We start from the raw sequence: 25,972 nt of genomic DNA on the forward strand, positions 1-25,972 counted from the left end.
ACGAGAATTCTTTAGGAGAGCAGGATGAAATTCAGTGAACAATGGCTGCGCACCTGGGTAAATCCGGGTGTATCGCGTGACGAGCTGGTCGCACGTCTGTCCATGGTCGGCCTCGAAGTGGACGCCGTGACTCCGGTTGCCGGTGAGTTCAGTGGCGTGGTGGTGGGGGAGGTGCTGAGCACCGAACAGCATCCCGATGCCGACAAGCTGCGCGTGTGCCAGGTCAGCAATGGCAGCGAAACCCTTCAGGTGGTCTGCGGTGCGGCCAATGTGCGCCCCGGCCTGAAAATTCCCTTCGCCATGCTCGGCGCGAAGCTGCCGGGCGATTTCAAGATCAAGAAGGCCAAGCTGCGGGGCGTCGAGTCCAATGGCATGCTGTGCTCGGAAACCGAGCTGCAGATCGGTACCGATGACAGCGGGCTGATGGAGCTGGCGGCGGATGCTCCGGTGGGCAGCGATCTGCGCGAATACCTGGGGCTGGACGATGCGAGCATCGAAATCGGCCTGACGCCGAACCGGGGTGACTGCCTGTCCATCGCCGGGCTTGCCCGCGAAGTAGGGGCGATTTACGCCGCGCAGGTTGCACCCGTCGATATCGCGCCTGTGGCTGCCACTCATGACGAAGTGCGTCCGGTTGAAGTACTGGCGCCAAAAGCCTGTCCGCGCTATCTCGGTCGTGTGATCCGCGGTGTCGATCTGTCGCGTCCGACGCCGCTGTGGATGGTCGAGCGTCTGCGCCGTTCTGATATCCGCAGCATCGATGCGGTGGTGGATATCACCAACTATGTGATGCTCGAACTGGGGCAGCCGCTGCATGCCTTCGATCTGGCTGAAATCCAGGGCGGCATTCGCGTGCGGATGGCCGAAGAGCAGGAAAAAATCGTTCTGCTCGATGGCCAGGAAGTGACACTGCGCAGCGACACCCTAGTCATCGCCGATCACCAGCGCGCCCTCGCCATTGCCGGTGTGATGGGTGGTGAGCACAGCGGTGTGAGCGCTTCGACGCAGGATTTGTTCCTTGAGAGCGCCTTCTTCGACACCATCGCCCTGGCCGGCAAGGCGCGCTCCTACGGCCTGCACACTGATGCCTCGCATCGCTACGAGCGTGGCGTGGATTCGCAGCTTGCCCGTCGCGCCATGGAGCGGGCGACCGCGTTACTGCTGCAAATCGTCGGCGGCAACGCAGGCCCGGTGATCGAAGCAGCCAGCGAAGCCGATCTGCCCGATATCGCGCCGATTGTGCTGCGTGCCGAGCGTATCGATCAGATGCTCGAGCTGGAAATGCCGGCGGGGCAGGTCGTCTCGCTGCTCTCTGCGCTGGGCCTGGGCGTTGTCGAGAAGTCGCAGGGTTGCTGGGAAGTCAGCGTGCCCAGCCATCGCTTCGATATCAGCCTGGAAGTCGACCTCATCGAAGAGCTGGGGCGGTTGTATGGCTACGATCGCCTGCCGGTGCGTTATCCCCAGGCGCGCCTGGCACCCGAGGCCAGCCCGGAAGCCCGTGCAGAGCTGCCGGCGTTGCGTCGCCTGCTGGTTGCGAGGGGCTATCAGGAAGCGATCACCTACAGTTTCATCGATCCGAAGCTGTTCGAGCTGTTCAGTCCCGGTGTCGAGCCGCTGCAGCTGGCCAACCCGATCTCCTCGGACATGGCGGCCATGCGGGCAACCCTATGGCCGGGCCTGATCAAGGCGCTGCAATACAACCTGAATCGTCAACAGACGCGGGTTCGCCTGTTCGAAAGCGGTTTGCGTTTCGTCGGCCAGCTTGGCGATCTGAAGCAGGAAGCGATGCTGGCTGGCGTCGTGACCGGGAGCCGGCTGCCGGAAGCCTGGAGCAATGGGCGCGAAGCGGTCGATTTCCATGACATGAAAGCCGATGTTGAAGCCGTACTTGCCTACGCGGGCGATGCTGCGGCCTATACCTTCATCGCCGCCGAGCATCCGGCCCTGCATCCAGGGCAGACGGCGCGTATCGAGCGGGAAGGGCGTCTGGTCGGTTTCGCCGGCAGCCTGCACCCCGAACTGGCCTCCAGCCTGGGTATCGACCAGCCGGTCTATCTGTTCGAGTTGCTGGTCGCCGAAATCAGTGAAGGGCGGCTGCCGCGTTTCAGCGAACTGTCGCGCTTCCCCGAGGTGCGTCGCGACCTGGCGATCCTTGTGGCAATCAGCGTAGCGGCGGACGATGTGCTGCGCTGTATCCGTGAAGCGGCGGGCGATAACCTGACCGACCTCAAGCTATTTGACGTCTATCAGGGTAAAGGTATTGATCCGCTTAGCAAAAGTGTGGCAGTCGGCTTGACCTGGCAGCACCCTTCGCGCACTCTAAACGACGATGAGGTGAGCGGTGCGATGCAGAAAATCCTTACCTCCCTGGAAGAAAGGTACAACGCCACGTTAAGGAAATAGCGTATGGGGGCTCTGACGAAAGCTGAAATGGCCGAACGTCTTTATGAAGAGCTAGGCTTGAACAAGCGCGAGGCCAAGGAGCTGGTCGAGCTGTTTTTTGAGGAAATTCGCCAGGCGCTGGAGCAAAACGAGCAGGTCAAGCTGTCCGGGTTCGGCAACTTCGACCTGCGCGACAAGCGCCAGCGGCCTGGGCGCAATCCGAAAACCGGCGAGGAAATACCGATCACGGCGCGCCGTGTCGTGACGTTCCGCCCAGGGCAGAAACTCAAAGCCAGGGTCGAGGCCTATGCTGGAACCAAGCCATAACGACGAGCTTCCGACAATTCCGGGCAAACGCTACTTCACCATCGGTGAAGTCAGCGAACTCTGCGCGGTAAAGCCCCATGTGCTGCGCTACTGGGAACAGGAATTCCCACAGCTCAACCCGGTGAAGCGCCGAGGCAACAGGCGCTACTACCAGCGCCAGGACGTACTGATGATTCGCCAGATCCGGGCGCTTCTCTACGACCAGGGTTTCACCATCGGCGGCGCCAGACAGCGCCTCTCCAGCGAAGAAGCCCGTGAGGACACCACCCAGTACAAGCAAATGATCCGCCAGATGATTTCGGAACTGGAGGAAGTGCTGCAGGTGCTACGGAAATAATCCACCGGAGCGCTAAAAAACTTTCACATTTTCAGATGCTTAAGGTATAGTTCGATCCGTTTTCAGCAGCACTGAAAACACCAGTCGGGGCGTAGCGCAGCCTGGTAGCGCACTTGCATGGGGTGCAAGGGGTCGAGTGTTCGAATCACTCCGTCCCGACCAAAAAAACCCTAAAAAATCCAGTTACTTAGCGGTGACTGGATTTTTTTATGGGCGCTTCACACCTAAAAGCGCAGGGACTTTTGCGGGACTTTTTTTCATCCTGCCATTCTCCTCAAAATTGTCAGGGCCGGCCCGCGCGAGTCGGTAGCCGAAATCCTGTTGGCTTCATCGATCAGTTTGCCCAGCTCGGCGGCCGAGTAGTGACTGGTGATGCTGCCGTTCTTGTGGCCCAGCAGAGCCTTCCTGTCCTCCTCCGTTACCCCAGCTGCCCGAAGTCTTCGACCGAAGGTGTGCTTCAGATCGTGAACGCGGATCGAAGCAAATCCAGGTGGAGCAGGACGCAGAAAACGCTCCTGGAACTTCTTCGCTGCTCTGACCCTGGCTTTCTTCCATGCCGAATCGTTCATCCGGTGAACTGGAGTGGCCTTGCCGTTTCGATCGGGTTGTCCGTAAGGAAATACCCAGACCGGATCAAGCCCGCGCTGCCCCTCGATCACCGACTTGGCTACGCTGTTGAGCACCACGAGCCGCTCGTCGCCGTTCTTGACCCCGGAGCTCTCATGTCGGCCACCAAAATCCGCCGGTATGAGAAATACGCTGGTGTTGAGCTCAGGAATCGGTATCTCCCAATCCCAGCGAAGCTTCACAACCTCCTGTTCGCGTGAGCCGCTGTTGACCTTGTACAGGGCCATGCGGCGCAAATGATCAGGCAGTTCGGCGAAGAGAATCGACTGCTCTTCCCAGGACATAGGGTAGGGGAGTCGCCTCGTCTTCTTCTCTTCCAGCTTGGTGATCATTGGCACAACGTCGAGCCAGGGACGCTTCTGCTCATCACGCCATTTTCGGGCGCACAGGTTCAGGATGCGTATGACGCGCTCCAAGGCGATGTTCACCGTGCGGTGTGAGACGCCAGGCTTCAACTTGCCATCGCTGGTTCTGCTGCTCTTGAGTCGATCCCTTATGTAGGGAGCCAGGGTCTCGTCGTCGACATGAGTCAGAGGCTGGTCGCCAATATACGGGTCCAACTGCTCCAGATAGATGGCTGTGAGGCCTATCGACGGCTGGTCCCTGTACTCGGTCAGGTAACGCGTAGCGGCTTCCCGCCAGGTTCTGATCGTACGGATGCCGTAGATCTTCTGTTCCCGGAGCTTTTCCAGCTTGTGTATCAGGTATTGCTCTGCCTCCTTCCTATCGCTTGATCCAGTGCTTTCCTGAATTCGCTGACCTCTGAAGACCTTGTCGATGTGCCAAATCCCGTTCCTTTGGTAGAGGCCGCTAATGGTTTTTCGCGCCATGGTTTTTCTCCTTGGCGCTCGCTGCGGGAGTGATCATGTCCCTTGGCACCTTCCTTTTCAATGATGGCCCGGTCGATGTAGGCGTCTGCCCAGGCATCCAGCTCTTCGCGATCAAAGCCGATGCCTTGCACGCCAATGCGGAATTCCCGCACGTAAGGCCGGACGGTTTTGTTGAATTCTGTGCGGCACATGCCGAGGTAGGCTGGGGCCGCACTGGCTCGCAGGATTCGGGGTGGGCAGGTGATCAAGCGTGCGGCTATCTGTTCAGATGATGCGGGCATGAATATCGCCTCCTTATCGACCCTGATCCGTTCTGCAGATGCTGTCCGTTGCTCGCCGGGCGAACAACGTGGTGGAGGGGGCTGGGGAGGGTTTGGTACAACAACCGTTTTGGTTCGGTTTGACCTGATGGATCGTTGCGTATGGCCAGCCGTTGGTTGGTCGGCGATATCAGGCTTGAGGATTGATACGTGTCTTCCGAAGAGGTAGCCCAGCAACCTGGTTCCAGTCCTGGTGGCCCAGTCAGTCGTGAGGAGATGTACGCAGAGGTGTGGCGGCGTCCCATGACCAAGATCGCAGATCACCACCGTGTTTCTTCCAGCTTCTTGGCGCGCGTGTGTGCCCGCATGAATGTCCCGCGGCCGCCGCGCGGGCACTGGGTAAAGCTGGAGAATGGAATACCAAGTCCTCAGCCACCGCTGCCTGAGGCTGGGCCTGGTGATCTTCAGGTCTGGCGCAAGGGAGATGCTCTTGGTGCTGTTTCTCAACCGGCTCCGAAGGCACCGGTGCCGCGTAAAATCAGGCCTGAACAGCTCCGTATATCGCGCTCAAAGCAGCATCCTGTTGTCATGGGGGCGTATGAAGTATTTGAGCAAGGCCGCGTCATCGACCAGGGCTTCCTCAAGCCCGGGAGGCAGCGCCTGGTAGATGTTGTGGTGACCAAATCGCAACTGGAGCCTGCCCTGAAGCTGGCGAATCTGCTGTTTCTCAAGCTGGAGGCTGCTGGTCATCGGGTGATGTTTGCTCCGAGTGACCGAACCTATGCCCGGGCCTCGCTTGATGAGCATGAGCATCCACCCAAGAAGCCAAGGCACCGGCATCCGGCGTTGTGGTCACCATCCAAGCCGACAGTGGTCTTCGTGGGGACGGTTGCCATTGGGCTGACGTTATTTGAGATGACTGAGGAACTGGAGGCCCGCTACATCGATGGCAAGTACATCCCCACCTCCAAGATACCGTCGCAGCAGATGCGCCGCTTGAGCCCAACCTGGAACTGGTCGACTCGGATGGACTTTGCGACCGGCCGCCTATGTATAAGGGCGTTCTCGCCATATCCGTGGACTGATTGGTCTCAGAGTTGGAAGGAGGCTAAGCAAGGCTCGCTACGCGGCCAGCTGGATGAGATCGTCCAGCAGCTCACGGACGCCGCGCCTGTAATTGCCCGATTGGTAGAGGAAGCCGAGGAACAGGCGAGAATTCGTCAGCAGGAGTGGAAGGAGCAGATGTGCCGGCTCGAGGAGAGAGAAACGGATTCGACGTCAAAACGAAGCAAGGGAGCAGGCGAGAGCTGATTTGCTGAGTGCCATCAAACAGTGGGATGACATAAAGCGGATCCAGGCCTTTTTCAGTGATGCGGAGAGCTCCGCATCGAATCTGCCCGAAGCCGCGCGATGCATTGCTATGGATAAGCTCGCCCAAGCGCGTGAGCTTGTTGGCGAGCTGGATCCGCTTCAGGCGTTGCTGGAATGGAAGGGGCCGCGGGAGCGCTGAAACTGATTCTGTCTGGGTTTACGAAACTCGGAAAATGCTCGCTGATAGTGAGCATTTTTTATATTTCTTAAACCTGTTGCTTGCTCTGAATGCATTGGTTTGTTCAGCTCGCCTAAATGATAAAAAGATGCGGCTATTGACGTGTTTCTCGAGCCGCGTGTTGCTCGCTAAGAACCTGCTGGGCAGTCTGTTCTATGTAGTCGAAGACTTCAGTGGGTACCGTGTACTGGTATTGCTTACGACGGTGCTTCGAAACAAAGCCATCATTGGTTAGGCACATCATCACCAGATTCGCCAAGTCGCTGCCGCGGATGTCGAATCGTTCATCCACATCCCTGTAGACGGCGTCGTAGCACTCCAGAAAAGCGGCTTCTTCGCGGAGTTCGACCTCCAGGGCGTGCTGAGCCATTTCCATGGTGAAGATGACGCAGGCAGTTGCGTCCCAGTAGCGGTAGATCGCTGCATCTCCCCGGAAGTCGAAAGCCAACTTGCCAAAGTCGATCCACTGCACATCCCAGAAATCCCGGGCTGGGCGGGAGAAGTCCTGCAGTGCCTCCAGATACAGGCGCTCCTCACGTTTCATTGCCACCGACACTGGCAGTAGCAGGCCGTTCTCCAAGGCGCCCGCGCGGCAAAGTGCCTGGTGGATCAGAAACCGGGATAGGCGTCCGTTTCCATCCATAAAGGGGTGGAGGAATACGAAACCAAAGGAAATGATTCCAGCCGCTACCAGCGGGTCGATTTGGGTGGGGGCCTCATTCGCAAACCGCATGAGGTGCTCCATCAGTTCGCGGCACAGCTCTGGTGGAGGGGGAACGTAAGTTACCCCAGCAGCCCCTTGAAGGGCTCCTGCGAGGTGGTTTTGTTCATGCCTGAATGCCGCAGCTAGATCATAAGGGTTCGATACCGTGGCGTTCTGCAACGCCACCAGATACTCCTCGGTCAGCGGCTGGCGTTCGTGTGCCTGGCGTAGCAAGTGAATGAATCGCCGCGACTTGTCCTCGTTCGGCGCTTCGCGTTCGATAGCGAACGAATCCTTGGTTTCATGCAAATATGCCCAGTTGATCGCCCGATCCATCATGACCGGAGGCAGGGACTCCATGAAGGCTTTCGCCCGGCCAAGTATGTCGTGTTCCTGAAGTTCGATCAGCCTGGCGGTTCTTTCCACGGTGGCGCAGTAGCTCACGTCGCCAAGGCCGTTGAATTCCACCCGCCACCGGGAGTTTCTTGTTCCCGGGCGGGTCACATAGCGCTTGGGATCGAAGAGCGGTACGAAAGCCCCCCGAACCGGTGCATGCTGAGGAACCTCCTCGCCGGTGAATGCTTCTCTCAGATAGCACGCCTTGCGAATGTAGATGCCGTTGGGCGCCTCCTGCAGGGCATTCTCCAGGGCTGCGACTGGTATCTTGGGGAGAGCCTGAGTCAGAATGGCAAGATTGACCCCCCTCATGCTTCAGCGCGAAGAGGACATGGCCCAGCAAGTCATCAGCAGCCGGTGCGATGGCAGATGGTACAGCCAAGGTCTGGCCTATCTTCTTCAAGCGAGTGACAGGCTGCACAATCGCTGGCAGATGCAAGGGGAATGCGGACAGTTGCATGGCTTCGCGTAGCCAAGCGTAACCGACTAGGTGCATGTCAAAAATTCCTTTAGCTTGGCTCTGGCCCCCAGATTTTCTTGAGTGAGACAAGAAAATCTTCATTTTTTCCGATTCTACTGATTTTTTCTTAATTTATTCAGGCCGATTTCGTCCAACAAGCATTGGGATGACATAAAGCGAATCCAGGCCTTTTTCAGTGATGCTGAGAGCTCCGTATCGAATCTGCCCGAAGCCGAGCGGTGTATTGCTATGGACAAGCTTGCCCAAGCGCGTGAGCTTGTTGGCGAGCTGGATCCGCTACAGGCGTTGCTGGAATGGAAGGGGCCTCGGGAGCGCCTGTAGCAATGTTCAAGAACTCCTCGGTGCTGGTTTATAAAAGCTGAATTTTGCTCACTAATGGTGAGTTTTTTTTGGTTTCTATAAACCTTCTTCTTGCGGATGGTTTAGAAAATATCTATTTTGCTCACTATGAGTGTGCAAAAACCTGAAAAACTAAACTCCTTGCTTGCAGGGCTCGGCGACAGCGATCTGGTGTCCAGTAGCTGGTTGAAGGCTCATGGCTACAGCAGCAACCTCGTAGCGCGATATACCGCGAGCGGCTGGCTGGAATCGCCTGCGCGTGGAGTCTATCAACGACGAGGCGGACGTCTCACCTGGGCTGCTGTAGTGCGTGCGTTGCAGGAAGGAGAACGATTGCCGCTGCATGTTGGTGGGCGTTTTGCCTTGGCTTGGCATGGGCACGAGCACTATCTGCGGTTGGGCGAGCGTGAGAGGGTTACTCTGTATGGCCCTGGAAGCCTCCCTGCCTGGGTGGATAAGCTTCCATTGAAAGCTGAGTTAGTGTTGTGCGGCAAAAGCCCATTCAATCTTTCAGCACTGTCATTCAAGGCCGACATGGATGACGAAGCCCTAAGGAATCTTGGGCTCGAGTGGGTGGATGCTGATGGCGACCGCGGCCGCATCGTCGTCGCGACACCTGAGCGCGCAATCCTCGAACTCTGTGATGGCGTGTCAGACGCATCGCTCGTTTATGAAGTGGATGCGCTGATGCAGGGTGCGGATACCCTTCGTCCCCAAAGGATAAGCATGCTGCTGCGACATTGCACCAGCATAAAAGCCAAGCGCTTGTTCCTAGCCCTCGCAGAACGCCACCAGCACGCCTGGATGGATCATGTCTCGTTGGACGGCGTCTATCTAGGGAAGGGAAAGCGTTGCCTGGTTCCCGGTGGTCGCTTGAACCCAACCTACCAAATAACCTTGCCGGCGGATCTTGATGAGCACCTGGGATAAGCGCTACACCGACCGAGTCCAGTTATTGGTGGAAATTCTGCCGACCTTGGCGAAAGAAACACGATTTGCCCTCAAAGGGGGGACGGCGATCAACCTGTTCGAGCATGACTTGCCCAGGTTGTCTGTGGATATCGATCTGACCTGGTTGCCGATGCAGGACTATGCGCAGGATGCTGGTCAGATCTCCGATGCATTAGAAAGTCTGGGAAGGGCACTTGGCTCTGCGCCATTAAGGCTACAAGTACAAACATCAGCGCCAGAGAGAGGTGGTTTCGTAAACCGGCTGATAGTGAGTCGTGGACGAGCCCGAGTCCAAATAGAAACGACTCCGGTGATGCGCGGTTCCGTGCATCCGGTACGGACAATGGTTGTCCAGTCGCAGGTCCAGGAGGCCTTTGGCTTTGCCTCGATCCAGGTGCTCGACTTTGCGGATCTATATGCGGGGAAAATGGCAGCAGCATTGTCGAGGCAGCATCCGCGCGACCTGTTTGATATAGGTTTGCTTCTGGCCGATCCGCGCACAGATGAGCGACTTTGGCGAACCTTCCTGATCTACATGACCTGTAGCCCGAAACCTGCCTGGGAGATGCTGGTTCCCAATGAGCCCAAGGATTTCGAGGCGATATACCAGACCCACTTCCGTGGTATGACTGCAGCACCTGTCAGCTCAGAGATGCTGCTGGAGCACCGCGCCAGGCTTCTTCTGCAAATTTCGGAGTGGCTGACTCCGCGGTCGAGAGCATTTCTGGAGTCCGTCGAGATGGAAAATCCAGATTTTGACTTGATCGAGTTGCCACAGGCAGCAGAGCTCCCCGCGATAAAAAGGAAACTGCAGAATCTTGCTTCACGATCAGCTACGAAGCGGGCCTCCGACCATTCTCAGCTGCAATCGGCCTTCGAGATGTTTGATCGTCGGTAGTATTCGCGGTCTGCCCAGCCGTTGTCATTTCGGCATGTGCTGGGTGGGCGTCGCTGGAAAGGCTAATCCCTCAGCAGGATGTGGATAGCGGCGCTCGTTAGCGCGACGAAAACTTCAGGCTATTGCCTTGGCTTCTCGAATGAGTTTCGCTTTTTCGAGTACCTTGCGCTGACTTTCGATGGCGCGCTCAGCTGCTGCGCCGTAAGCAGCGCGCTTGGCTGTATCAGAGCTGCTCCTGAAGAAGGTCGATAGTGGGCTTGAATTGCTCCCAAGAATCTTTCTTCTCATCGATGTCGCCTCCCTCGTTATCAGTCGTCATCTTCCATACGGAATTAAGCAATCGCAGCAAAGCGTTCGATGTGCGGCTGTTCGCGATGCCTGGCTTGCCAAAGGTCGTAGTCGGCTTGCACGCCGAGCCAGGTGCGAGCTTTGCCGATGCCGGCCAACTCTAGACGAACAGCCAAATCCGGACTGACCGGCGCATGGCCGTGCAAGATGCGAGACAGGGATTCCCGCGCAAAACCAAGGCGGCGGGCAAGCTCGGCAATGCTGATGCCCAGTTCGGGGAGCACGTCCTCAAGCAGGGTTTCACCAGGGTGCGGTGGGTTGAACATGGTCATGGATAACCCCCTCCTGTTCAGTGGTAGTCAAGGTAGTCGACGAGCTCGATGTCGCTACCCACGAATCGAAAGATCACTCGCCAGTTTCCATTGACGGTGAGTGACCAGAACTCTTCCAGTTCCCCTTTGAGGGGATGTAGCCGCCAACCGGGGATGTCGAGGTCGGCGGGTTCATTGGCTCTATCCATAAAACTCAGCATTCGGCCCAGGCGCTTTGCGTGGTCGGCCCGGATGCCTTTGGTTGAGCCAGATTCAAAGAAAATGCGTAGACCTTTGTGCCGGAAGCTTACGATCATGGCGATAAGTGTGATGTATTAGGTCACGGTTTTCAACCGTGCGTGGGTTTTCTGCCGTTGTCATTACGGCAGCTGGGAGGGGATGCAGGCTTATCAATTGCCGCTGCAAGATTGTGTATTTGTTCTCCTGAAAACCCGATCCCTCGCCATGAATGCTTCCAGCATGTGCGGGATGAGCGTCAGGGCGTCGACCTCTTCGCCATAGGTATGCGAATGCAGTGCCGCGTAGCGCTCGAGGTCGGCCTTCAGGCTGGCAGGGCAGGTGAAGGTCAGCTTCAGGTTCTCGGTTTTCGGCAGTGGGCCGAGGCGCAGTTTGGCCGTGCTCATTGCGGGCTTCCTTGTTGAGCTGTGACGGGTTGGTAGGGGCGCAGCACGAGGTCGCGATTGACGATCACCCGCAGGGGCAGGCCAGGGCGCTGGGTCAGCGTGGGCTGGATATCGAGGTTGCGGCGGGTGACCTCCTGGCCGACCTGGTTCACCGTGTCCTGCAGGCTGTCGCGCCCGGCGAGGATGATGCGGTCGCCGTCGGTGCGAGTGGTCGGTGCCGCCAACTCGGCTCCGATACCCAGCAGGCTGGTCATGGCCGCGCCGGCGACGATCCGGTTCCAGTGCCAGTCGACGCCATCCTCGAGACCGGCATAACCGGCGGCGTCCGTACCGACCAGATTGTCGAGCTGGAAGGACGAGGTGCCCGGCAAGATCACCCGCTGCCACACCACCTGCACGCGGCTCTGCCCATAGCTCACCTGACTGTTATAGCGGCCCAGCAGGCGTGCACCCTGAGGGATCAGCACGTGCTGACCGGTGGCACTGTCGTAGACCGGCTCGGTCACTGTGGCGATTACGTCGCCGGGCAGATCCGACTTGATACCGGTTACCAGTGCCGCCGCGATGACGGTGCCGGCCATCACCTGATAGGGCGACTCAGGCATCTGCAGCAAGCCGGAATTACGGATTTGTGCGTTTACGGATTTACTGAGAAACGCCTCATTACGTTCCTGCTGGGTCGGCGTTCCTGCTGTTGCGGCTACCGCGCCTGACGAGGCCATACCCAGGGTCATGGGATCTGGCTGGGCACTCCCGGTGGATGCAACGTTCGATTTCCTCGCGCTGCTGGTCTGGAAGAACACCGAGGACTGCGTTGCCTCCTCGGCTTCCTTGAGCAGGGCCAGGCGCTCTGCTTCGGCGGCATCTGGCCCATGTCCATAACCTTGCGCCTGTTGCTCCGCCCTGAGGATTGGCCCGCCCAGATCACCTGGCAGCGGCGGCCCCAGTTGCGTTACTTCGGGCGCAGGTGGAGGCTGCAGCTGCGAGTAGTCTGCCGGCAACTGCTCCAGCCCCTCGGAGCGTGCCACGCGGTCGACGTTGTATAGCTCGTTCGGCTCGGCACCCTGGCGGCGCTGCGGCTGCAGCGACCACAGCATGGCACCGAGCACCGCAGCCGACAGGCCTCCGGCCACTACCACCAGCATGCGCGGATTGAGGCGAGTAACCAGGCGCGGCTTGGCGCGCAGCTCCAGCGACTCCGGCGCTTCCTTGGGCGGTAGCGAGGTTCCTGCGGTTTGGTCGTTGTTCTTGGCCGTCATGCTCAGGGCCTCCGTACCACGCCGTCGGTGCGCTCGATCCGCACCACGTCACCCTTGTCGGCACCCAGGCGCAGCTCGGCTGCGCCGAACAGGCGGTCGACGATGTAGTAGGGCGAGCGGAAGCGGTAGTTGACCAGTTGCCCGTCACCTTCAGGGCCGATCAAGAACAGCGGCGGCAGCTCGCCTTGGGCGATGCCAGCCGGGAACTGGATATACACCTTGCGGCCGTCGTCGAAGGCGCGCAGCGGCTTCCAGGGTGGATTGCTTCCGCTGATCGCATAGCGAAATCGCAGCTGTTCCAGCGCCAGGCCGGCGTCCACAGGCGCCGCGGCCTGTGCGGCACTAGCGTGGCGTTGCAGGGCGAGCATGCGATCCTTCGGATAGTCCCAGGACACCGAAGCCATCCAGGCGTTTTCGGTTGAACTCAGCTCGATCAGGTAGGTGCGGCGCGTGGTGGTGATCACCAGGTTGGTGTTGAGATCGATGCGCGTCGGTTTGATCAGCACGCTGGTGCGCAGCTCGTCACCGCTGCCACTGGTGGTGTCGCCGACGATCCAGCGCACCGTATCGCCGGCGGCCACGGTGACCAGCTCCTCGCCAGGCTGCAGGTTGATCGCTGTGACCCGGCCAGGACTGGCATACACCTGATACAGCGCGCCATCGGAATAGGGCCACACCTGGATGGCGTTGATATAGCCCTCGCGGCTCGGCGCTACCCGAGCATCGCGATTGGCGCGCGAGACCCGCACGCGTTCATCGGTCGGTTCCTTGGCCGGCTTGCTGGGTTGAGTTTCCAGCAGTGGCTTGAGCTGAGCCGGCAGAGCCAGGGGCTTGGGCACTTCTACCACCTCGATTGGCTTAGGTGGCTCCGCTAGGCGATGCGCCTCGACCGGTTCGTCCAGGGCGATCACTGGCGGTTGCTGGCTGGCACAGCCGGCCAGCACGCTCAGCAGCAAAGGGCAGAGGCAGAGGCTCAGGGAGGTTTTCATGGTTTCTTGGCTCCTTCCGTAGTGTCCAACTCACGGCTCCAGGACAGGCCGTTGACGTAGATGCCGAGCGGGTTGCGGCGCAGCTTTTCCTCGGTGCGCGGAGCCTGTAGCACCAGCGAGATCACTGCCGTCCAGCGCTCCAGGCCGGCGGCCGAACCATTCACGAAACGGCGTTCGATCCAGCGCACCTGGAAGGAGCTGTCGCTGGCACGCACCACGCTGGTGACTTCGACTGATACCGACTCCTTGCCGACTCGGGTGAAGGGATCGTTGGCGCGGGCATAATCGTTGAGAGTGGCCGCGCCGCGGTCGGTGGTGGAGTGGTAGGCCTCCAGCCAGTTCTGCCGGACGACCACCGGATCGATCGACAGCGAGCGCACCTGCTCGATAAAGCGCGCGAGATGGTGCGCGATCTGCGCATCCTGAGGCTGGTAGGGGCTGGCGGCTTCGCCGACGGCGCGCACCTGGCCGAGGTTGTCGACCTCCACCACATAGGGCGTCACCGTCGACTGCGCCGAACGCCAGACCAGACCGCCGGCCATCAGCAGCGCCAGGCCCAGGCAACCGAAGGCCATCAGCCGCCAGTTGCGTGCCTGCGCCAGGCTGCTACCCATGCGCAGGTCCCAGGCCTGTGCCGCTGCCTGGTAGGGGGTGACCGGTTGAGGGGTGTCGCTGTAGCGCACCCGTGGACGTCTGAATCGCATCCTCGTCCTCCTTTACGAATTCGATGGGTCGCGGATCTGCGGCCCGGGTGATGAGCCACCGCCATCGCCACCACGAAGGGTGTGAGCGACTGTGCTGGTAGCCTGTGAGAGTTGTTGCCTGCGCTGCAGGCGCCTGGCCCAGTCGGGCTGTTTGGCTGGAGCAGTAGCAGGATCGGACGCGGCGGGGGCGCCACCTGCTGCAGCACCGGAAGAGGCTCCTGCCAGAGAGCGAGCGCTGCCCATTGCTACGCGCGCTGCACCGGGTGCCATGCGTGCACCGGCCAATACCGCGCCGCCGACACCTGTGGCTACTGCAGCAGCACCAACTGCCATGCCCGCCACGCCGAGCGCGGTACCGGCAGCTGCACCAGCACCCAGTTGCGGTGCGCCGGAGACCAACCCGCTGGCAATGCCCGGCCCGAAGATGCCCAGGCCGAGCAGGGCCAGCGAGGCGAGCATGACCACCAGCGCATGGTCGATGGAGGGCTCGTCCGGTACAGCCTGGAACTCGGCGAACAGCCCGCTGCCAATGCCGACGATCACCGCCAGCACCAGTACCTTGATGCCGGACGCCACCACGTTGCCCAGCACCTTCTCGGCGAGAAAGGCGGTCTTGTTCCACAGCGCAAAGGGCACCAGCACGAAGCCGGCAAGGGTGGTCAGCTTGAACTCGATCAAGGTCACGAACAGCTGAATGGCCAGAAAGAAGAAGCTGACGATCACCACCAGCCAGGCGAGAAACAGCACAAAAATGCTATGCAGATTGCTGAAGACTTCGGGAAAACCGCTGAGGCTGCTGATCTGCTCAAGCAGCGGCCCTCCGGTCTCAACCCCAATTGCAGCCAATCGTCCCGGCTGCAGAAATTCCGCATGACTCAACGCAGAACCTGAGGCCAGCAGACCCAACCCGGCGAATGAGTTGAAGACGATCTTCGCGAGCATGTTGAAGTTGCCGATGATAAAGGCGAAGGCGCCTACATAGAGGGTCTTGCGGATCAGCTTGGCGCTGACGTCTTCACCGCCCATGGCCCAGAACAGCCCGGCCAGGGTCATGTCGATCACTACCAGCGTCATGGTGAGAAAGGCCACCTCGCCGCCGAGCAGCCCGAAGCCGGTGTCGATATACAGCCCGAACACCTCGAGGAAACGGTCGATCACGCTGACGTCGTTCATGGCACGTCCTCGTCGAAACTTGCTGGTATGGCGGGTAGGTCGGCAGGACGAAGAAACTCGCTGGGATGGGCGCCGCCCGAGTAGAAGCGTTCAGGTGCATCCTCTTGCCGAGCCATGACGCCGTTGTCAGCCTGTCCGCAGGCGGCCAGCACCAGCAGCGGTAGCAGTGTCAGGAGTCTCATGACGCCGCCTCCCTAGCGATAGAACTGCACGGGGTAGGGGGTGTAGGGCGTGCCGTTGCCCATAAATCGGCGCCGCCGTTCGCGTGCTTCCTCGGCCGCAGCAGACTGACGGGCAAGCTCCAGGGCGACGGCGCGGTTCTGGGTGATCTGCAGTTGCTGCGCCTGGATCGACTGCTTGGCCTGCAGGGCCAGCAACTGGTTGGTGGCCTGAGCAGCCTGCAAGGCGCCACCCGCGGACTGGCTCTGCTGGACCAGCGCCGCCAAGACGCTTTCATCCTCGGCCAGGTTCTGCGTCACCTGTGCCTGCACGCGCAGCGCCGTATGCAGCCCGTCGAGGCCCTGCTGCCAGCGCTCCCGCGCCTCTTCTGCCAGGCGCTGGCTGCTGACGTCGCCGGTGTACTCGTTCGGGTAGAGTCGGCTGAACTCCTGATCCAGGCGCTGCACTTCGTAGGCCAGCCCTTGCGCCCCGGCGAGCAGCCGCTCGGTATTGGCCAGGCTCGCGCGCAACTGGCTGACCACGTTGTAGTCCAGGCGCTGCAGATGACGGGCCTGGTTCAGCAGCATCTGGGTCTCGTTCTGCAACTGGCGAACCTGGTTGTTCGCCATCTCCAGGGTGCGTACTGCGGTCAAGGTGTTCTGCACCAGGTTGGTCGGATCGATTACGGTGAAGGCGTTGGCCGGCTTCAAGGCCAGCAGACCCAGTACCAGCAACGTTGCGCCGGGAAAACGGTGGGCAGGGGATCTCATGGCAGGCACTCCTTGTGTGATGAGGGATAAGCGGTGAGCAGGTCGGCGGCCCAGTCCAGGCCACGGTGACGTAACCAGACAGGGGCGAAATCGGCGGTGCTGTACGCCTGCAGGATGCGGTCGATCTCGCGCTGCTCGGCCGGGCTGGCCGAGGCGGCGAAGGCCAGCGCCACCGGCCCCAGATCGAGGTCGAACAGGCGGTTGCCCAGGCGCGACTGGTAGTAGTAATCACGCTTGGGCGTGGCCTGGGCGATGATCTCGATCTGCCGGTCGTTGAGGCCGAAGCCCTCGTATATGCCGCGGATCTGCGGCTCGCCCGCCTGCGGGTTGGGCAGGAAGATGCGGCTGGCGCAGCTCTCGATGATTGCCGCAGCGATGCTGGAGTCCTTGATGTCGGCCAGCGACTGGGTGGCGAAGATGACGCTGACGTTCTTCTTGCGCAGGGTCTTGAGCCACTGGCGGATGCGCGCGGCGAACAGCGGATCGTCGAGAAACAGCCAGGCCTCGTCGAGGATCAGCAGGGTCGGCGCGCCGTCGAAGCGCTCCTCGAAACGGGCGAACAGGTAGCTCAGCACGGCGGCCACCGCCGCCTTGCTGTGCATCAGTTCCTCCATCTCGAAGCACTGCACGTCGGCGCCGCCCAGGCGATCCTGATCGGCATCCAGCAATGCGCCATGAGCGCCGCCTAGCACATAGGGTTGCAGCGCCTGGCGCAGAGCGTTGTCCTGAAGCAGCACCGAAAAACCGGTCAATGTGCGCTGCGCTTCGGGCGCGCCGGCCAGACTGTCCAGCGCCGTCCACAGCGCAGCCTTCTGCTCGGGGCCGATAGCCACGCCCTCCTGCAGCAGGCGAGCCTCCAGCCACTCGGCGGCCCAGGCTCGGTATCCCGGCTGATCGATGCGCGCCAGAGGCTGGAAGGCCAGCTCGCCATCGCCGCCGAGGTCGTAGTGCTCGCCACCCAGGCCCAGCACCGTTGCGCGCAGCGAGCGCCCCATATCGAACAGAAACAGGCGCGAGCCCGGGTAGCGTCGAAATTGCAATGCCAGGGTCGCCAGTAGCACCGACTTGCCCATGCCGGTAGGGCCAGCCACCAGGGTGTGGCCGACATCGCCAACGTGGGTGACCAGGCGAAACGGTGTCGCGCCATCGGTGCGGGTGATCACCAGCGGCGGGCCATCCAGATGTTCGTTGCGTGCCGGGCCAGCCCAGACTGCCGAGATCGGTATCAGGTGCGCCAGATTGAGCGTGGAGATCAGCGGCTGGCGGACATTGGCGTAGGCGTTGCCGGGGATCGACGACAGCCAGGCCTCCACCGCGTTGAGGCTCTCGACGATGGTGACGAAACCGCGGCCCTGGATCACCCGCTCGACACGGCGCAACTTCTCGTCGGCGACCTGGGCGTCTGCATCGCTCACCGTCACGGTGGCGGTCACATAGCCAAACGCGACCTGGTCGGCGCCGAGTTCCTGCAACGCCGCGTCGGCGTCGCTGGCCTTGTTCGCGGCGTCGCTGTCGAGCAGCGGGCTTTCCTGCTGGAAGATCGCTTCGCGCAGCAGCGCCAGGACGCCCTTGCGCTTGGCAAACCACTGCCGGCGTAGACGCACCAGTTCCTTCTCGGCCTCGTCCTTGTCCAGGCAGATGAAGCGGGTCGACCAGCGATAGGCGAAGCCCATGCGGTTGAGATCGTCCAGCACGCCCGGCCAGGTCGCGGTGGGGAAGCCACGTACCGACAGTTCGTTCAGACGCTTGGCATGTTCGGGTTGGACAAACAGGTTGAGGCGGGCTCGGCTCATAGGGCTACTCCATCGTCAGGGTCGAGGGCGGCCAGCCGCGCTACGCGCTGCAGGCGTGGATCCGGCTGGGTGAGGAAGGGCGTGGGAATGTCGTCCTCGTCGAGCAGCAGCAGGTCGCTGGCCAGCTCGTCGTGATCCGGCAACTGGGCGACTTCCGCCAACTCGGGCTGAATGTTCGGGCCGCCGCCGTCGACGGTCTCGTCATCGGTCAGGCCAGCCGGCGAAGCGCCGATGGCGGCAGGTACGACCAGGCCGCTCCAGTCATCCGCGCGTGGCGTCGGCGCGTCGGCATAGCGGCCCGGCTGCAAGCGCGGCGCGGGCAGTACCCGGCTCTGGAAGTTGGCGTCGGTGAAGTAGCGCAGCTTCTTCGCGCGGATTGGCGCCAGGCCCGAGAGCATCACCACGGCCTCGTCGCTGGGCAGTTGCATCACCTCGCCCGGAGTCAGCAGTGGGCGGGCGGTTTCCTGGCGCGAGACCATCAGATGGCCCAGCCAGGGCGCCAGACGGTGGCCGGCGTAGTTGCGTTGCGCGCGCAACTCGGTGGCGGTACCCAGGGTCTCCGAGATGCGCTTGGCGGTGCGTTCGTCGTTGGTGGCGAAGGTCACTCGCACGTGGCAGTTATCGAGGATCGAGTGGTTCTGGCCGTAGGCCTTATCGATCTGGTTCAGCGACTGGGAGATCAGGAAGGCGCGCAGACCATAGCCGGCCATGAAGGCCAGGGCCGTCTCGAAGAAATCCAGTCGCCCCAACGCCGGAAACTCATCGAGCATCAGCAGCAGCTTGTGTCGACGCTCGATACCGTCGGAGCCGTCGAGCGATTCGGTCAGGCGCCGGCCGACCTGATTGAGGATCAGGCGGATCAGCGGCTTGGTGCGGCTGATATCCGAGGGCGGTACCACCAGGTACAACGACACCGAATGCTCGGCCGAGATCAGGTCGGCGATGCGCCAGTCGCAGCGCGAGGTGACCTCGGCCACCGTCGGGTCCCGGTACAGGCCGAGGAAGGACATGGCCGTGGAGAGCACGCCCGAGCGCTCGTTGTCGCTCTTGTTCAGCACCTCCCGTGCTGCCGAGGCCACCACCGGATGGGGTGCATCGCCAAGGTGCGGCGTGGTCATCATCCGGTGCAGGGTCAGCTCGAAGGTGCAGGCCGGATCGGAGAGGAAGTTGGCAACGCCGCGCAGGGTCTTGTCCTGGCCGGCGTAGAGCACGTGCAGGATGGCGCCGACCAGCAGCGCATGGCTGGTCTTCTCCCAGTGGTTGCGCCGCTCCAGCGCGCCTTCTGGGTCGACCAGGATATCGGCGATATTCTGCACGTCGCGCACCTCGTGGGCGCCACGGCGTACTTCCAGCAGCGGGTTGTAGGCAGCCGAGGCCAGATCGGTGGGGTTGAACAGCAGGCAGTGGGAGAAGCGCGAACGCCATCCCGCAGTCAGACTCCAGTTCTCGCCCTTGATGTCGTGGATGACCGCCGAGGCAGGCCAGGAGAGCAGGGTGGGTACCACCAGGCCGACGCCCTTGCCCGAGCGCGTAGGCGCGAAGGTCAGTACATGCTCGGGGCCTTCGTGACGCAGGTATTGATCGTCGAACTGGCCGAGGAACACTCCCGCCGGCTGGGTCAGGCCGGCCTGGCGCACCTCATCCGCATCGGCCCAGCGCGCCGAGCCGTAGGTGGTGACGCGACGCGCCTGGCGCGCGCGCCAGATAGCCATGCCGATGGCCACCACCAACGCCAGCAGGCTGCTGCATGCAGCGATGCTACCGCCGACGTTGAAGACCTCCGGCGCATAGGCATCGAAGACGAACCACCACTCGAACAAACGCCAGGGGTGATAGACCGGTATGCCCAGCAACTCGAACCAGGGTGCTCCCAGGCGGGCCTGGTGGCCGAGCGCAGCAGCCGTCCACTGCGTGGCACACCACACCCCGGAAAGGGTAATGGCCAGAACCACCAGCACCTGGCCGTAAAGCACCGTTGTCACTTGCATCCCTGAACCCAGCCTCCGAGACAAAACGCACGGCACGCCGATGTGCCGCGGGCGAGAGGTTCGGTACTGAAGGAGTAGGGGTCAAAGACCGTTTCGGCGGGTACTAAGACAGATAGGACAACACAGCAGACAGCGGTGGGTGGCGGACAAGATCAACGGGGTATGGTGTAGATGGCCGGTTGGCGGCCTTTAAGCAGCAATCGGCCAAATGCGGTCATTGCTTCCGGAAATCAAAACGGCTTCGAAGCCGGGGGCTACTCTGCAAGAGGAGACGTCACTGATTCCAGTCCCAACAGCGATAGTCTCCGTTGGCGAATGTACGAGCGTTCTGTCCTTAGAGTCAGTCGCCTCGTGGGGGAGCGAAATGTGGGTGCTGTCGACTGAGCTGCTGTGTTGAGGCGCAGTCATGAAGCTTGAAGGTACAGCCCTCAGGTCACGATAGTGACCGACGCAAAGATGGCGAGACGCTGTGAATGGAGCAGTTTCCACCAAGGAACCACGAGACTGTAATTTTCTGAGCTCCAGCAAGAGTTCTCAGAATGTGCTCAACCAAGAATGGCTTGAGACTCAAAGCATCTCTTATTTCATAGAGGCTTGTAAGACCGTTATTTACAATAGTCGAGACTACAGAACGAAAGATGTTGTCGTAGTCATCTACATGGTCGCGAGCGTACAGCTCAAATCCGGCGTCGGTTACTGCGATAAATGGGAATCCACCACTTAGGGTGTGCCGAAGATCAAATGTCCCGTGTTCGCCCAGTATTTCAACCGATTCTCTTAACTGATGTTCGGGGATGATCAATGCGCCATCTTGACAGAAGGCTGAGATATCAACGTGTCTAGTGCCAGCCTCTAGGGCGAACTCGCAAGCTAACTTGCATACTAGGCTATCTACATTATTGTGGCCGGACACGCCAACGCCGAAGCTACCCACGTAGGCCGGTGGTTTCCCCAGTGCAGGCTTATCCGAAGCCCCAAAAATAGACGCAACGATACGTTCAAGACTGGGCTGATACGCAGTTGTATCGTGAACTTTCTCCCAAAGGGTCGCTTTCAGAGCCTCGGGTACTTCGCAGTCGTCGATGACAATAGGGATTAGTTTGCTACCGGTATTGATTCTTTTCACGCAAGCGGCATCAAGCTCATGTTTGATCCAAGGTTTGTCAATGCTATTCTTGGAGAGCACAACTATTACTGCTTGCGCATTCTTGATCCCCTCATCGAAAATTTTGGTTATGAGACTGTCACCAGGCAGCATCTCCCACTTGTCAAGCCAGGCATCAATTCCTACTTCCCTTAATTTGGTTGCGAAATCTAGTACGAAACGCTCTTTGTCTTCGCTTGCATGGCTTACAAATACTTTTGGGGGAGTATTCATTCTCGTGTCCTGTTGGTGTCAGATTTTAGTGTCACTACAGAGGTCGCGATGCCTAAGTTGGGTGCCGATACATAGGGATTCCAAGCAAAGCGGTACGCGCTGTAAGTGGTTTAGTGGGAGCTAGGCACGCCGAGTTATTTTTTCAGTACCTTTTACCCAGCTGGCAAGGCCGGCGTACTCATTTTCGGATTTATTAATCCAGAGCTTCTTCGTTGTAGAGTTGGCAATGTTTGCGAGGTCAGCATATGGGTACAGGCCCAGGTATTCTTCCCCTTTGAAGGTGCTATTCGAGAATTGCTTGACAGGAAGAATGCCTACGGTTCCTTTCAGGCCGTCGAAGAAGCCGAGCTCCCATGGCATCCATCGAGATTGGGTCGAATATCGGCTATAGATATAAAGCAGCGAGTTTGATTGGCGCATCCGTGCTCGTAAGATCTCTGCGGTCTCCGGTGTAACGCTATTTGGAGAGAGATATGGATCGTCAACTTTGTCTAGATATACCTTCAGCCCTGCATCTTCCAACAGACCCTTGATGCCAAATACTATGTCAACTGGCTCATTGGATGAGTGACTCAGGAAAACATCAAAGTATTCTGACGATGCATGGCTGTCATAGGTGGATTTGAACATTCGAGCTGAGCGGTTGACTGTGCGAGATCGCGCTATTACCTCTGATTCAGTTAGGATGGCCATTCGAATTTCCTTCTCGCGTAGATATTGTCTGGGCAGGTTATTTTTTAATATTAAGAAGTCCGCGAATTACCAAGATTACTGCTTGGTCTATATATGGCGTGGTTGCAAGTGCTAAGTTTTCTTCGGTAGAAAGCCCATTATTTAAGCTTTCAATGCCGAATGCCGAAAAAGCACTTGCACCATTCCAGGTTGGGATTGACGCTACTTGATTGTTTGGTATGCCCATCGCGTCCAATATCTCCCGCGTACAACCCCCAAATCCACCCAAAAGATAAACGGGGCGCTGAGTGGTTAGTGAGGTCATGATCTCTTCTGCAATTCCGGGCATATCACCCATGAAATTCTTCGTCTTTCCGCCAAGGGCAATTCGCGCCGTAGATTCGGCAGTGGTTCGAACTCGCATTTGGGTGAGAGATTTTGCCCAGTGTAAATGCGCATTGGATTGATCATCCGCTGTGTAAGGTGATTGCGACAGCTCCCCATTGATATCTAGAAGGCAAATCTCTGCAGTGCCAGCCAACTCGCGTCTTAGGTCTTCTAACTGTTCCTGAGAAAACGACAAGATGGATGGCCATGGTAGATAATTTATAATGCTTGCGCGGTTTTTCTTATCCGGAGAGTCCTTTCGATAGCGTGAGGCTAACTCATAAAGTAAGCGGGTGAAGCCGCGAGCACGAAGGTCTCCACCATATATTAACGTTGCACCCAGTGCCAACATATGGCGTGCTAGCTCACACATGGCTTCAACTAGATGCACCTCACTTAGACCTAGAGCCTGCATGTGCTCGCTTTCTGAAATAGATATGGCTATTTTTTTTCCATCCAGAACTTCTTTGTAGCTCATCGGGTAGCTCCCGCCTTCCATTCATTTAGGCTGCGAATTTGAACGTGGGGGGCTACACGATTGAGAAGCCTCTCTTCCTCAGTGCTCAAGGGGGGGTCAGGATAGATAATAATTAAGTCTCGAGCAGAGCTATCCTGAGTGTCTGGATATACATCCGGAATACATGAAAGCGAAATAAGTTCAGGAGGACGGGGGATGAAGATAGCTCTTGCTGGCAAATCTTTTCTAATTTGTTGTGTCTGACATTTCCACAGAAAGTCTTTCAGAACCTCGTCAAGCAATCTTCCAATAACAATGTCAATTCTAGTCGTATCTGTTACATCATAGCCAAGTCGAACTAGCGGCACATTTCCCATATAGGGAAAGCCTCTTTCGTCCATTGTGTTTATACTGTTTGCAACGACTAGGGGGACGTTCCAGGTTTTTGCTTCGATGATTTCTTTTCTGCACCATTCTCGAGATGAGTACGAGTCGGTATGGATTGCCACCATTGCACTCACACGGACTTGGTGCAGCAATACTTCATCAAACTGGAGGCCGGCAGGGATATCGTGAACGTCAAAAAATGAAGCTAGACCGGATCCTTGATAAATTCTATCGCGTATCGCGTTGGCAATATCGACCCCCTCGTCATCATGTTTTGAGTGGCTCAGAAAGATTTGGACTTTCTTTAAGTATTCGGCGATATTTCTTTCTGTAGGGTGCTCAAGTTGTGCGAGATTGTAGCGTAAAATTCTACAGAACTCGTACGTTAGGTCGCTAAGCAACCGCTGAATTCGCTGTCCATCGTTGCCTTCCCAATTATACCAGCGGATAGCTTGTGCTCTTATTTGGGCATTTGACAGCGCTTCGTGGCTAATCGCTACAGGAAAAAATAGCCTTTTGAATCCACCTTCAGACGCTTCGGTTACTTGGGCGTTCGCTCGATTTATGTAATCTAGCCACTCTGTCGACGAAACTAGATTTTCGTCAAGTACTACTACAGTTGCCGATGTTTCAGAGTCCTCTAGTAAGATTGGAATTGGCGTGCTTGCATCAGGTAAGCATGTGCTTCGAAATACCACTGGGATTCCGATGCCGCCAACAATGTTCTTATAGAGGTTCCGTCGGAAGTGCTGCATCAGCGTGTCGGCAATTATTTCGCCAATTTCACATGAAGGGTGCCAAACTACATGGACTACAAAGAAAGGACGGGCAAGGTCAGTGCAAGTCAAGTCAGCCATTTCTCGCCTTTTTAACTCTGCTGTTGTTGATCAGGGTCTTGGATTTTGATTTTGCTGTTTTTATGTGCTGATCGAGCGCATCAGTTGAAGCAGTTATCGCTGCCCAGCTTACAAAGCTTGCGAAGCCGCTAATTATATTGTCGTAAAGGCGTCCGGGGACAACTATTTTATTGTCGAATTCATTGCGCTTGGCTGTAGGGAGGTAAATGCCTATCAATGCATGGTTTTTATCTAAGGTCGCTTTAATTTCCCAGTCAATGTACTTTCGCTTATACGTTTCCGCACCTATCAAGACCAGAGTGCAAGAGGTGCCCGTGAGATATTCTTCACGAATTTTTCTCATTACGTAGTCGCTATTATCGCTATCAATTTCATCGTCTAGCGAGTGGTCGTGGATAGACTCGTAGGCGTCATGAAATTTCGTGGAGAAGGCTTCGTAGTAGGCTTGGTCTAGCGTGTGGTGATAACTAACAAAGACTTTATGTTTTACAGGCGGCTCGAGAGCTTGGAGCAGCTTGCGTAGGACTTCGTCTTGCATAATCTCTCCCTGATTTTGCTGATAGGTGCCGTGCCGCTTAGTGGCAGAGTGTAGTTAGTAGCAATGATGGCGTTTTGATGCAATAGGGCAGTCTGCCACTAGATAGGTACAACACGACCTCGGGGCGGGTTCTGCAGACTGCGGTGCTGCCGCTCAGACGTTCTTCTGAGGAGGGCTGCGAGGGGAAGGTTTTGTGCCAGGGCCGATCAAGCGATCTCCTTCTGTGATGTGTGATCGGGCAGCGACTCCTGGCTTTCCGCGGGGCTTACCCGCTCGATAAACCGGGCCAGTTGCTCGGCCGGCTCGCCTTCGCGCCGTATCAGGTAAGTGGTCAACATGGTTGTGCAGCCGTCTAGCGGACGGGCCACAACGTCCGGATTGTTGAGTTCGTTGATGCGCGCCAGGCTGGAAAAGCCGAGCCCGTATCCTGCCGACACCAGCGCCATCATCAGGTCCAGGGTGGGGACGCGGTCAGCGATGGTCAGTCGCGTATCGACGGCGCCCAGTACCCGCTGCAGCTGTTGCCAGAAACCTTCGCAAACTTGTGGATCGCAAAGTACCAACGGGTAGCGTACGACCTCTTCAAGCGGCACACACCGGTAGCTCAGCAGCGGGTGGCGGGCAGGCACCGCCACAACCAGTGCATCGAACCAGATTGGCTCGGCCACCAGCCCATCGCCAACCTCGTCGGACTGTGCGAGCCCGATGTCGAACAGGTCGCCGTTCAGGCCCCTGACCTGTTCGCTGAAGGTAACCTCCGACAGGCAGATCTCGACCTCCGGCTCCTCTTCGCGGCACTGGGCGAGCAGGGCGGCCAGGCGTGCCTGGGGTATGCCGTCGGACAGCGCGACGCGGATGCGCCCGCGGTAGCCGGCCGCCGCGCTCTTGACGCTGGCCTTGGCCTGGTCGACCACGGTGAGCACCCGGCGGGCTTCTTCCAGGAGCACCTTGCCGGCCCAGGTCAGGCGCGTGCGCCGTGTGGTGCGCTCGAACAGTTGCACGCCCAGGCGGTACTCCAGCTCCTTGATGATCCGCGACAGGGGCGACTGCTCGATATGCAGGCGCGCGGCGGCGCGGGCAAAATGCAGTTCTTCTGCAACGGCGATGAAACAGCGAAGGTGGCGCAGTTCCACGGCCT

Annotated in this window: 26 protein-coding genes, 1 tRNA gene and 2 pseudogenes; 9 read left to right on the plus strand and 20 right to left on the minus strand. The window is 58.8% G+C overall.

All coding sequences use genetic code 11. The features are described 5' to 3' along the window. Positions 1 to 24: 24 nt before the first annotated feature. From pheT to ACYCFC_RS06090, 4 genes are all read left to right on the plus strand, one after another. Positions 25 to 2,403 carry a phenylalanine--tRNA ligase subunit beta gene (gene pheT / locus ACYCFC_RS06075; RefSeq protein ID WP_459653432.1) on the plus strand — a complete coding sequence of 793 codons (2,379 nt, stop codon included), beginning with the start codon at positions 25 to 27 and terminating at the stop codon, positions 2,401 to 2,403. A 3-nt stretch (positions 2,404 to 2,406) separates the two neighbouring features. Continuing rightward, positions 2,407 to 2,709: an integration host factor subunit alpha gene (gene ihfA / locus ACYCFC_RS06080; protein WP_037022310.1), complete on the plus strand. Its 303-nt coding sequence runs from the start codon at positions 2,407 to 2,409 to the stop codon at positions 2,707 to 2,709. Next, positions 2,690 to 3,046 (plus strand): MerR family transcriptional regulator, encoded by a 357-nt coding sequence (locus ACYCFC_RS06085; RefSeq protein ID WP_181087077.1) that lies wholly within the window; start codon positions 2,690 to 2,692, stop codon positions 3,044 to 3,046. The genes ihfA and ACYCFC_RS06085 overlap by 20 nt, the downstream gene beginning before the upstream one ends. A gap of 85 nt (positions 3,047 to 3,131) precedes the next feature. Next, a tRNA-Pro gene (locus ACYCFC_RS06090) sits at positions 3,132 to 3,208 on the plus strand. 95 nt (positions 3,209 to 3,303) lie between these two features. On the opposite strand, the gene ACYCFC_RS06095 is transcribed toward ACYCFC_RS06090, so the two are convergent. Then, on the minus strand, positions 3,304 to 4,503 hold the full coding sequence (locus tag ACYCFC_RS06095) for a tyrosine-type recombinase/integrase (RefSeq protein ID WP_155550579.1): 1,200 nt from the start codon (positions 4,501 to 4,503) through the stop codon (positions 3,304 to 3,306). Between the two features lie 35 nt (positions 4,504 to 4,538). Between ACYCFC_RS06095 and ACYCFC_RS06100 the strand changes: the two genes are divergently transcribed. The 3 genes from ACYCFC_RS06100 to ACYCFC_RS06110 all read left to right on the plus strand — a co-directional run bounded on the left by ACYCFC_RS06100 (position 4,539) and on the right by ACYCFC_RS06110 (position 6,273). After that, complete coding sequence (locus tag ACYCFC_RS06100; protein WP_459653433.1) at positions 4,539 to 4,775, plus strand: hypothetical protein; 237 nt, start codon at positions 4,539 to 4,541, stop codon at positions 4,773 to 4,775. A 291-nt stretch (positions 4,776 to 5,066) separates the two neighbouring features. Beyond that, on the plus strand, positions 5,067 to 6,074 hold the full coding sequence (locus ACYCFC_RS06105) for a hypothetical protein (protein WP_459653434.1): 1,008 nt from the start codon (positions 5,067 to 5,069) through the stop codon (positions 6,072 to 6,074). A 1-nt stretch (position 6,075) separates the two neighbouring features. Then, on the plus strand, positions 6,076 to 6,273 hold the full coding sequence (locus tag ACYCFC_RS06110) for a hypothetical protein (RefSeq protein WP_459653435.1): 198 nt from the start codon (positions 6,076 to 6,078) through the stop codon (positions 6,271 to 6,273). A 133-nt stretch (positions 6,274 to 6,406) separates the two neighbouring features. On the opposite strand, the pseudogene ACYCFC_RS06115 reads toward ACYCFC_RS06110, so the two are convergent. Beyond that, positions 6,407 to 7,907 (minus strand): annotated as a pseudogene (locus tag ACYCFC_RS06115) (Fic family protein). A 432-nt stretch (positions 7,908 to 8,339) separates the two neighbouring features. On the opposite strand from ACYCFC_RS06115, the gene ACYCFC_RS06120 reads away from it, so the two are divergent. Both ACYCFC_RS06120 and ACYCFC_RS06125 read left to right on the plus strand, forming a co-directional pair. Continuing rightward, positions 8,340 to 9,161, plus strand: coding sequence for a type IV toxin-antitoxin system AbiEi family antitoxin domain-containing protein (locus ACYCFC_RS06120; RefSeq protein ID WP_048329024.1), 822 nt, complete (start codon positions 8,340 to 8,342; stop codon positions 9,159 to 9,161). Further along, a complete protein-coding gene (locus tag ACYCFC_RS06125) occupies positions 9,145 to 10,080 on the plus strand; it encodes a nucleotidyl transferase AbiEii/AbiGii toxin family protein (RefSeq protein ID WP_048329025.1) in 936 nt (311 codons plus the stop codon). The genes ACYCFC_RS06120 and ACYCFC_RS06125 overlap by 17 nt, the downstream gene beginning before the upstream one ends. A gap of 114 nt (positions 10,081 to 10,194) precedes the next feature. Here ACYCFC_RS06125 and ACYCFC_RS06130 read toward each other — a convergent pair whose 3' ends face one another. The 18 genes and pseudogenes from ACYCFC_RS06130 to ACYCFC_RS06215 form a co-directional block, all read right to left on the minus strand. After that, complete coding sequence (locus ACYCFC_RS06130) at positions 10,195 to 10,368, minus strand: hypothetical protein (protein ID WP_157782029.1); 174 nt, start codon at positions 10,366 to 10,368, stop codon at positions 10,195 to 10,197. A 44-nt stretch (positions 10,369 to 10,412) separates the two neighbouring features. After that, positions 10,413 to 10,700, minus strand: a complete 288-nt coding sequence (locus ACYCFC_RS06135) for a HigA family addiction module antitoxin (protein ID WP_003108490.1) — start codon at positions 10,698 to 10,700, stop codon at positions 10,413 to 10,415. A 17-nt stretch (positions 10,701 to 10,717) separates the two neighbouring features. Beyond that, entirely contained in the window at positions 10,718 to 10,996 is a 279-nt protein-coding gene (locus ACYCFC_RS06140) for a type II toxin-antitoxin system RelE/ParE family toxin (RefSeq protein ID WP_019339397.1), read from the minus strand. Between the two features lie 93 nt (positions 10,997 to 11,089). Then, a complete protein-coding gene (locus ACYCFC_RS06145; RefSeq protein WP_048329026.1) occupies positions 11,090 to 11,323 on the minus strand; it encodes a DUF2274 domain-containing protein in 234 nt (77 codons plus the stop codon). Next, positions 11,320 to 12,582, minus strand: coding sequence for a TraB/TrbI/VirB10 family type IV secretion system protein (locus tag ACYCFC_RS06150; protein WP_459653436.1), 1,263 nt, complete (start codon positions 12,580 to 12,582; stop codon positions 11,320 to 11,322). Before ACYCFC_RS06150 ends, ACYCFC_RS06145 begins: the two co-directional genes overlap by 4 nt. 2 nt (positions 12,583 to 12,584) lie before the next feature. Beyond that, entirely contained in the window at positions 12,585 to 13,571 is a 987-nt protein-coding gene (trbG, locus tag ACYCFC_RS06155; RefSeq protein WP_459653437.1) for a P-type conjugative transfer protein TrbG, read from the minus strand. Beyond that, complete coding sequence (gene trbF, locus ACYCFC_RS06160; RefSeq protein ID WP_256518968.1) at positions 13,568 to 14,275, minus strand: conjugal transfer protein TrbF; 708 nt, start codon at positions 14,273 to 14,275, stop codon at positions 13,568 to 13,570. The genes trbG and trbF overlap by 4 nt, the downstream gene beginning before the upstream one ends. A 12-nt stretch (positions 14,276 to 14,287) precedes the next feature. After that, entirely contained in the window at positions 14,288 to 15,448 is a 1,161-nt protein-coding gene (gene trbL / locus ACYCFC_RS06165) for a P-type conjugative transfer protein TrbL (RefSeq protein WP_459653438.1), read from the minus strand. Beyond that, positions 15,445 to 15,630 (minus strand): hypothetical protein, encoded by a 186-nt coding sequence (locus ACYCFC_RS06170; protein ID WP_048329031.1) that lies wholly within the window; start codon positions 15,628 to 15,630, stop codon positions 15,445 to 15,447. The genes trbL and ACYCFC_RS06170 overlap by 4 nt, the downstream gene beginning before the upstream one ends. Positions 15,631 to 15,642: 12 nt before the next feature. Then, entirely contained in the window at positions 15,643 to 16,377 is a 735-nt protein-coding gene (trbJ, locus tag ACYCFC_RS06175) for a P-type conjugative transfer protein TrbJ (RefSeq protein WP_048329032.1), read from the minus strand. Next, positions 16,374 to 18,113, minus strand: a pseudogene (gene trbE, locus ACYCFC_RS06180) (conjugal transfer protein TrbE); the annotation flags it as partial. The pseudogene trbE and the gene trbJ, both read right to left, overlap by 4 nt. A gap of 53 nt (positions 18,114 to 18,166) precedes the next feature. Continuing rightward, positions 18,167 to 20,158: a conjugal transfer protein TraG gene (locus ACYCFC_RS06185; RefSeq protein WP_459653439.1), complete on the minus strand. Its 1,992-nt coding sequence runs from the start codon at positions 20,156 to 20,158 to the stop codon at positions 18,167 to 18,169. Between the two features lie 433 nt (positions 20,159 to 20,591). Further along, positions 20,592 to 21,536: a toll/interleukin-1 receptor domain-containing protein gene (locus ACYCFC_RS06190; RefSeq protein ID WP_080965141.1), complete on the minus strand. Its 945-nt coding sequence runs from the start codon at positions 21,534 to 21,536 to the stop codon at positions 20,592 to 20,594. Between the two features lie 120 nt (positions 21,537 to 21,656). Continuing rightward, entirely contained in the window at positions 21,657 to 22,229 is a 573-nt protein-coding gene (locus ACYCFC_RS06195) for a toll-Interleukin receptor (protein ID WP_459653440.1), read from the minus strand. A gap of 37 nt (positions 22,230 to 22,266) precedes the next feature. Beyond that, positions 22,267 to 23,073, minus strand: a complete 807-nt coding sequence (locus ACYCFC_RS06200; protein WP_459653441.1) for a hypothetical protein — start codon at positions 23,071 to 23,073, stop codon at positions 22,267 to 22,269. After that, positions 23,070 to 24,296, minus strand: a complete 1,227-nt coding sequence (locus ACYCFC_RS06205) for a toll/interleukin-1 receptor domain-containing protein (protein WP_459653442.1) — start codon at positions 24,294 to 24,296, stop codon at positions 23,070 to 23,072. Before ACYCFC_RS06205 ends, ACYCFC_RS06200 begins: the two co-directional genes overlap by 4 nt. After that, positions 24,289 to 24,834, minus strand: a complete 546-nt coding sequence (locus tag ACYCFC_RS06210; RefSeq protein WP_048329039.1) for a TIR domain-containing protein — start codon at positions 24,832 to 24,834, stop codon at positions 24,289 to 24,291. The genes ACYCFC_RS06205 and ACYCFC_RS06210 overlap by 8 nt, the downstream gene beginning before the upstream one ends. A gap of 206 nt (positions 24,835 to 25,040) precedes the next feature. Beyond that, positions 25,041 to 25,967, minus strand: coding sequence for a LysR family transcriptional regulator (locus ACYCFC_RS06215; protein ID WP_459653443.1), 927 nt, complete (start codon positions 25,965 to 25,967; stop codon positions 25,041 to 25,043). Positions 25,968 to 25,972 lie beyond the last annotated feature (5 nt).

This window comes from Stutzerimonas sp. NM35 (assembly GCF_054604355.1).

Coding starts and splice junctions, on each gene's coding strand:
- pheT (WP_459653432.1), top strand. CDS start 25: ATGAAATTCAGTGAACAATGGCTGCGCACCTGGGTAAATCCGGGTGTA.
- ihfA (WP_037022310.1), top strand. CDS start 2,407: ATGGGGGCTCTGACGAAAGCTGAAATGGCCGAACGTCTTTATGAAGAG.
- ACYCFC_RS06085 (WP_181087077.1), top strand. CDS start 2,690: ATGCTGGAACCAAGCCATAACGACGAGCTTCCGACAATTCCGGGCAAA.
- ACYCFC_RS06095 (WP_155550579.1), bottom strand. CDS start 4,503: ATGGCGCGAAAAACCATTAGCGGCCTCTACCAAAGGAACGGGATTTGG.
- ACYCFC_RS06100 (WP_459653433.1), top strand. CDS start 4,539: ATGTCCCTTGGCACCTTCCTTTTCAATGATGGCCCGGTCGATGTAGGC.
- ACYCFC_RS06105 (WP_459653434.1), top strand. CDS start 5,067: ATGACCAAGATCGCAGATCACCACCGTGTTTCTTCCAGCTTCTTGGCG.
- ACYCFC_RS06120 (WP_048329024.1), top strand. CDS start 8,340: ATGAGTGTGCAAAAACCTGAAAAACTAAACTCCTTGCTTGCAGGGCTC.
- ACYCFC_RS06125 (WP_048329025.1), top strand. CDS start 9,145: ATGAGCACCTGGGATAAGCGCTACACCGACCGAGTCCAGTTATTGGTG.
- ACYCFC_RS06130 (WP_157782029.1), bottom strand. CDS start 10,368: ATGAGAAGAAAGATTCTTGGGAGCAATTCAAGCCCACTATCGACCTTC.
- ACYCFC_RS06135 (WP_003108490.1), bottom strand. CDS start 10,700: ATGACCATGTTCAACCCACCGCACCCTGGTGAAACCCTGCTTGAGGAC.
- ACYCFC_RS06140 (WP_019339397.1), bottom strand. CDS start 10,996: ATGATCGTAAGCTTCCGGCACAAAGGTCTACGCATTTTCTTTGAATCT.
- ACYCFC_RS06145 (WP_048329026.1), bottom strand. CDS start 11,323: ATGAGCACGGCCAAACTGCGCCTCGGCCCACTGCCGAAAACCGAGAAC.
- ACYCFC_RS06150 (WP_459653436.1), bottom strand. CDS start 12,582: ATGACGGCCAAGAACAACGACCAAACCGCAGGAACCTCGCTACCGCCC.
- trbG (WP_459653437.1), bottom strand. CDS start 13,571: ATGAAAACCTCCCTGAGCCTCTGCCTCTGCCCTTTGCTGCTGAGCGTG.
- trbF (WP_256518968.1), bottom strand. CDS start 14,275: ATGCGATTCAGACGTCCACGGGTGCGCTACAGCGACACCCCTCAACCG.
- trbL (WP_459653438.1), bottom strand. CDS start 15,448: ATGAACGACGTCAGCGTGATCGACCGTTTCCTCGAGGTGTTCGGGCTG.
- ACYCFC_RS06170 (WP_048329031.1), bottom strand. CDS start 15,630: ATGAGACTCCTGACACTGCTACCGCTGCTGGTGCTGGCCGCCTGCGGA.
- trbJ (WP_048329032.1), bottom strand. CDS start 16,377: ATGAGATCCCCTGCCCACCGTTTTCCCGGCGCAACGTTGCTGGTACTG.
- ACYCFC_RS06185 (WP_459653439.1), bottom strand. CDS start 20,158: ATGCAAGTGACAACGGTGCTTTACGGCCAGGTGCTGGTGGTTCTGGCC.
- ACYCFC_RS06190 (WP_080965141.1), bottom strand. CDS start 21,536: ATGAATACTCCCCCAAAAGTATTTGTAAGCCATGCAAGCGAAGACAAA.
- ACYCFC_RS06195 (WP_459653440.1), bottom strand. CDS start 22,229: ATGGCCATCCTAACTGAATCAGAGGTAATAGCGCGATCTCGCACAGTC.
- ACYCFC_RS06200 (WP_459653441.1), bottom strand. CDS start 23,073: ATGAGCTACAAAGAAGTTCTGGATGGAAAAAAAATAGCCATATCTATT.
- ACYCFC_RS06205 (WP_459653442.1), bottom strand. CDS start 24,296: ATGGCTGACTTGACTTGCACTGACCTTGCCCGTCCTTTCTTTGTAGTC.
- ACYCFC_RS06210 (WP_048329039.1), bottom strand. CDS start 24,834: ATGCAAGACGAAGTCCTACGCAAGCTGCTCCAAGCTCTCGAGCCGCCT.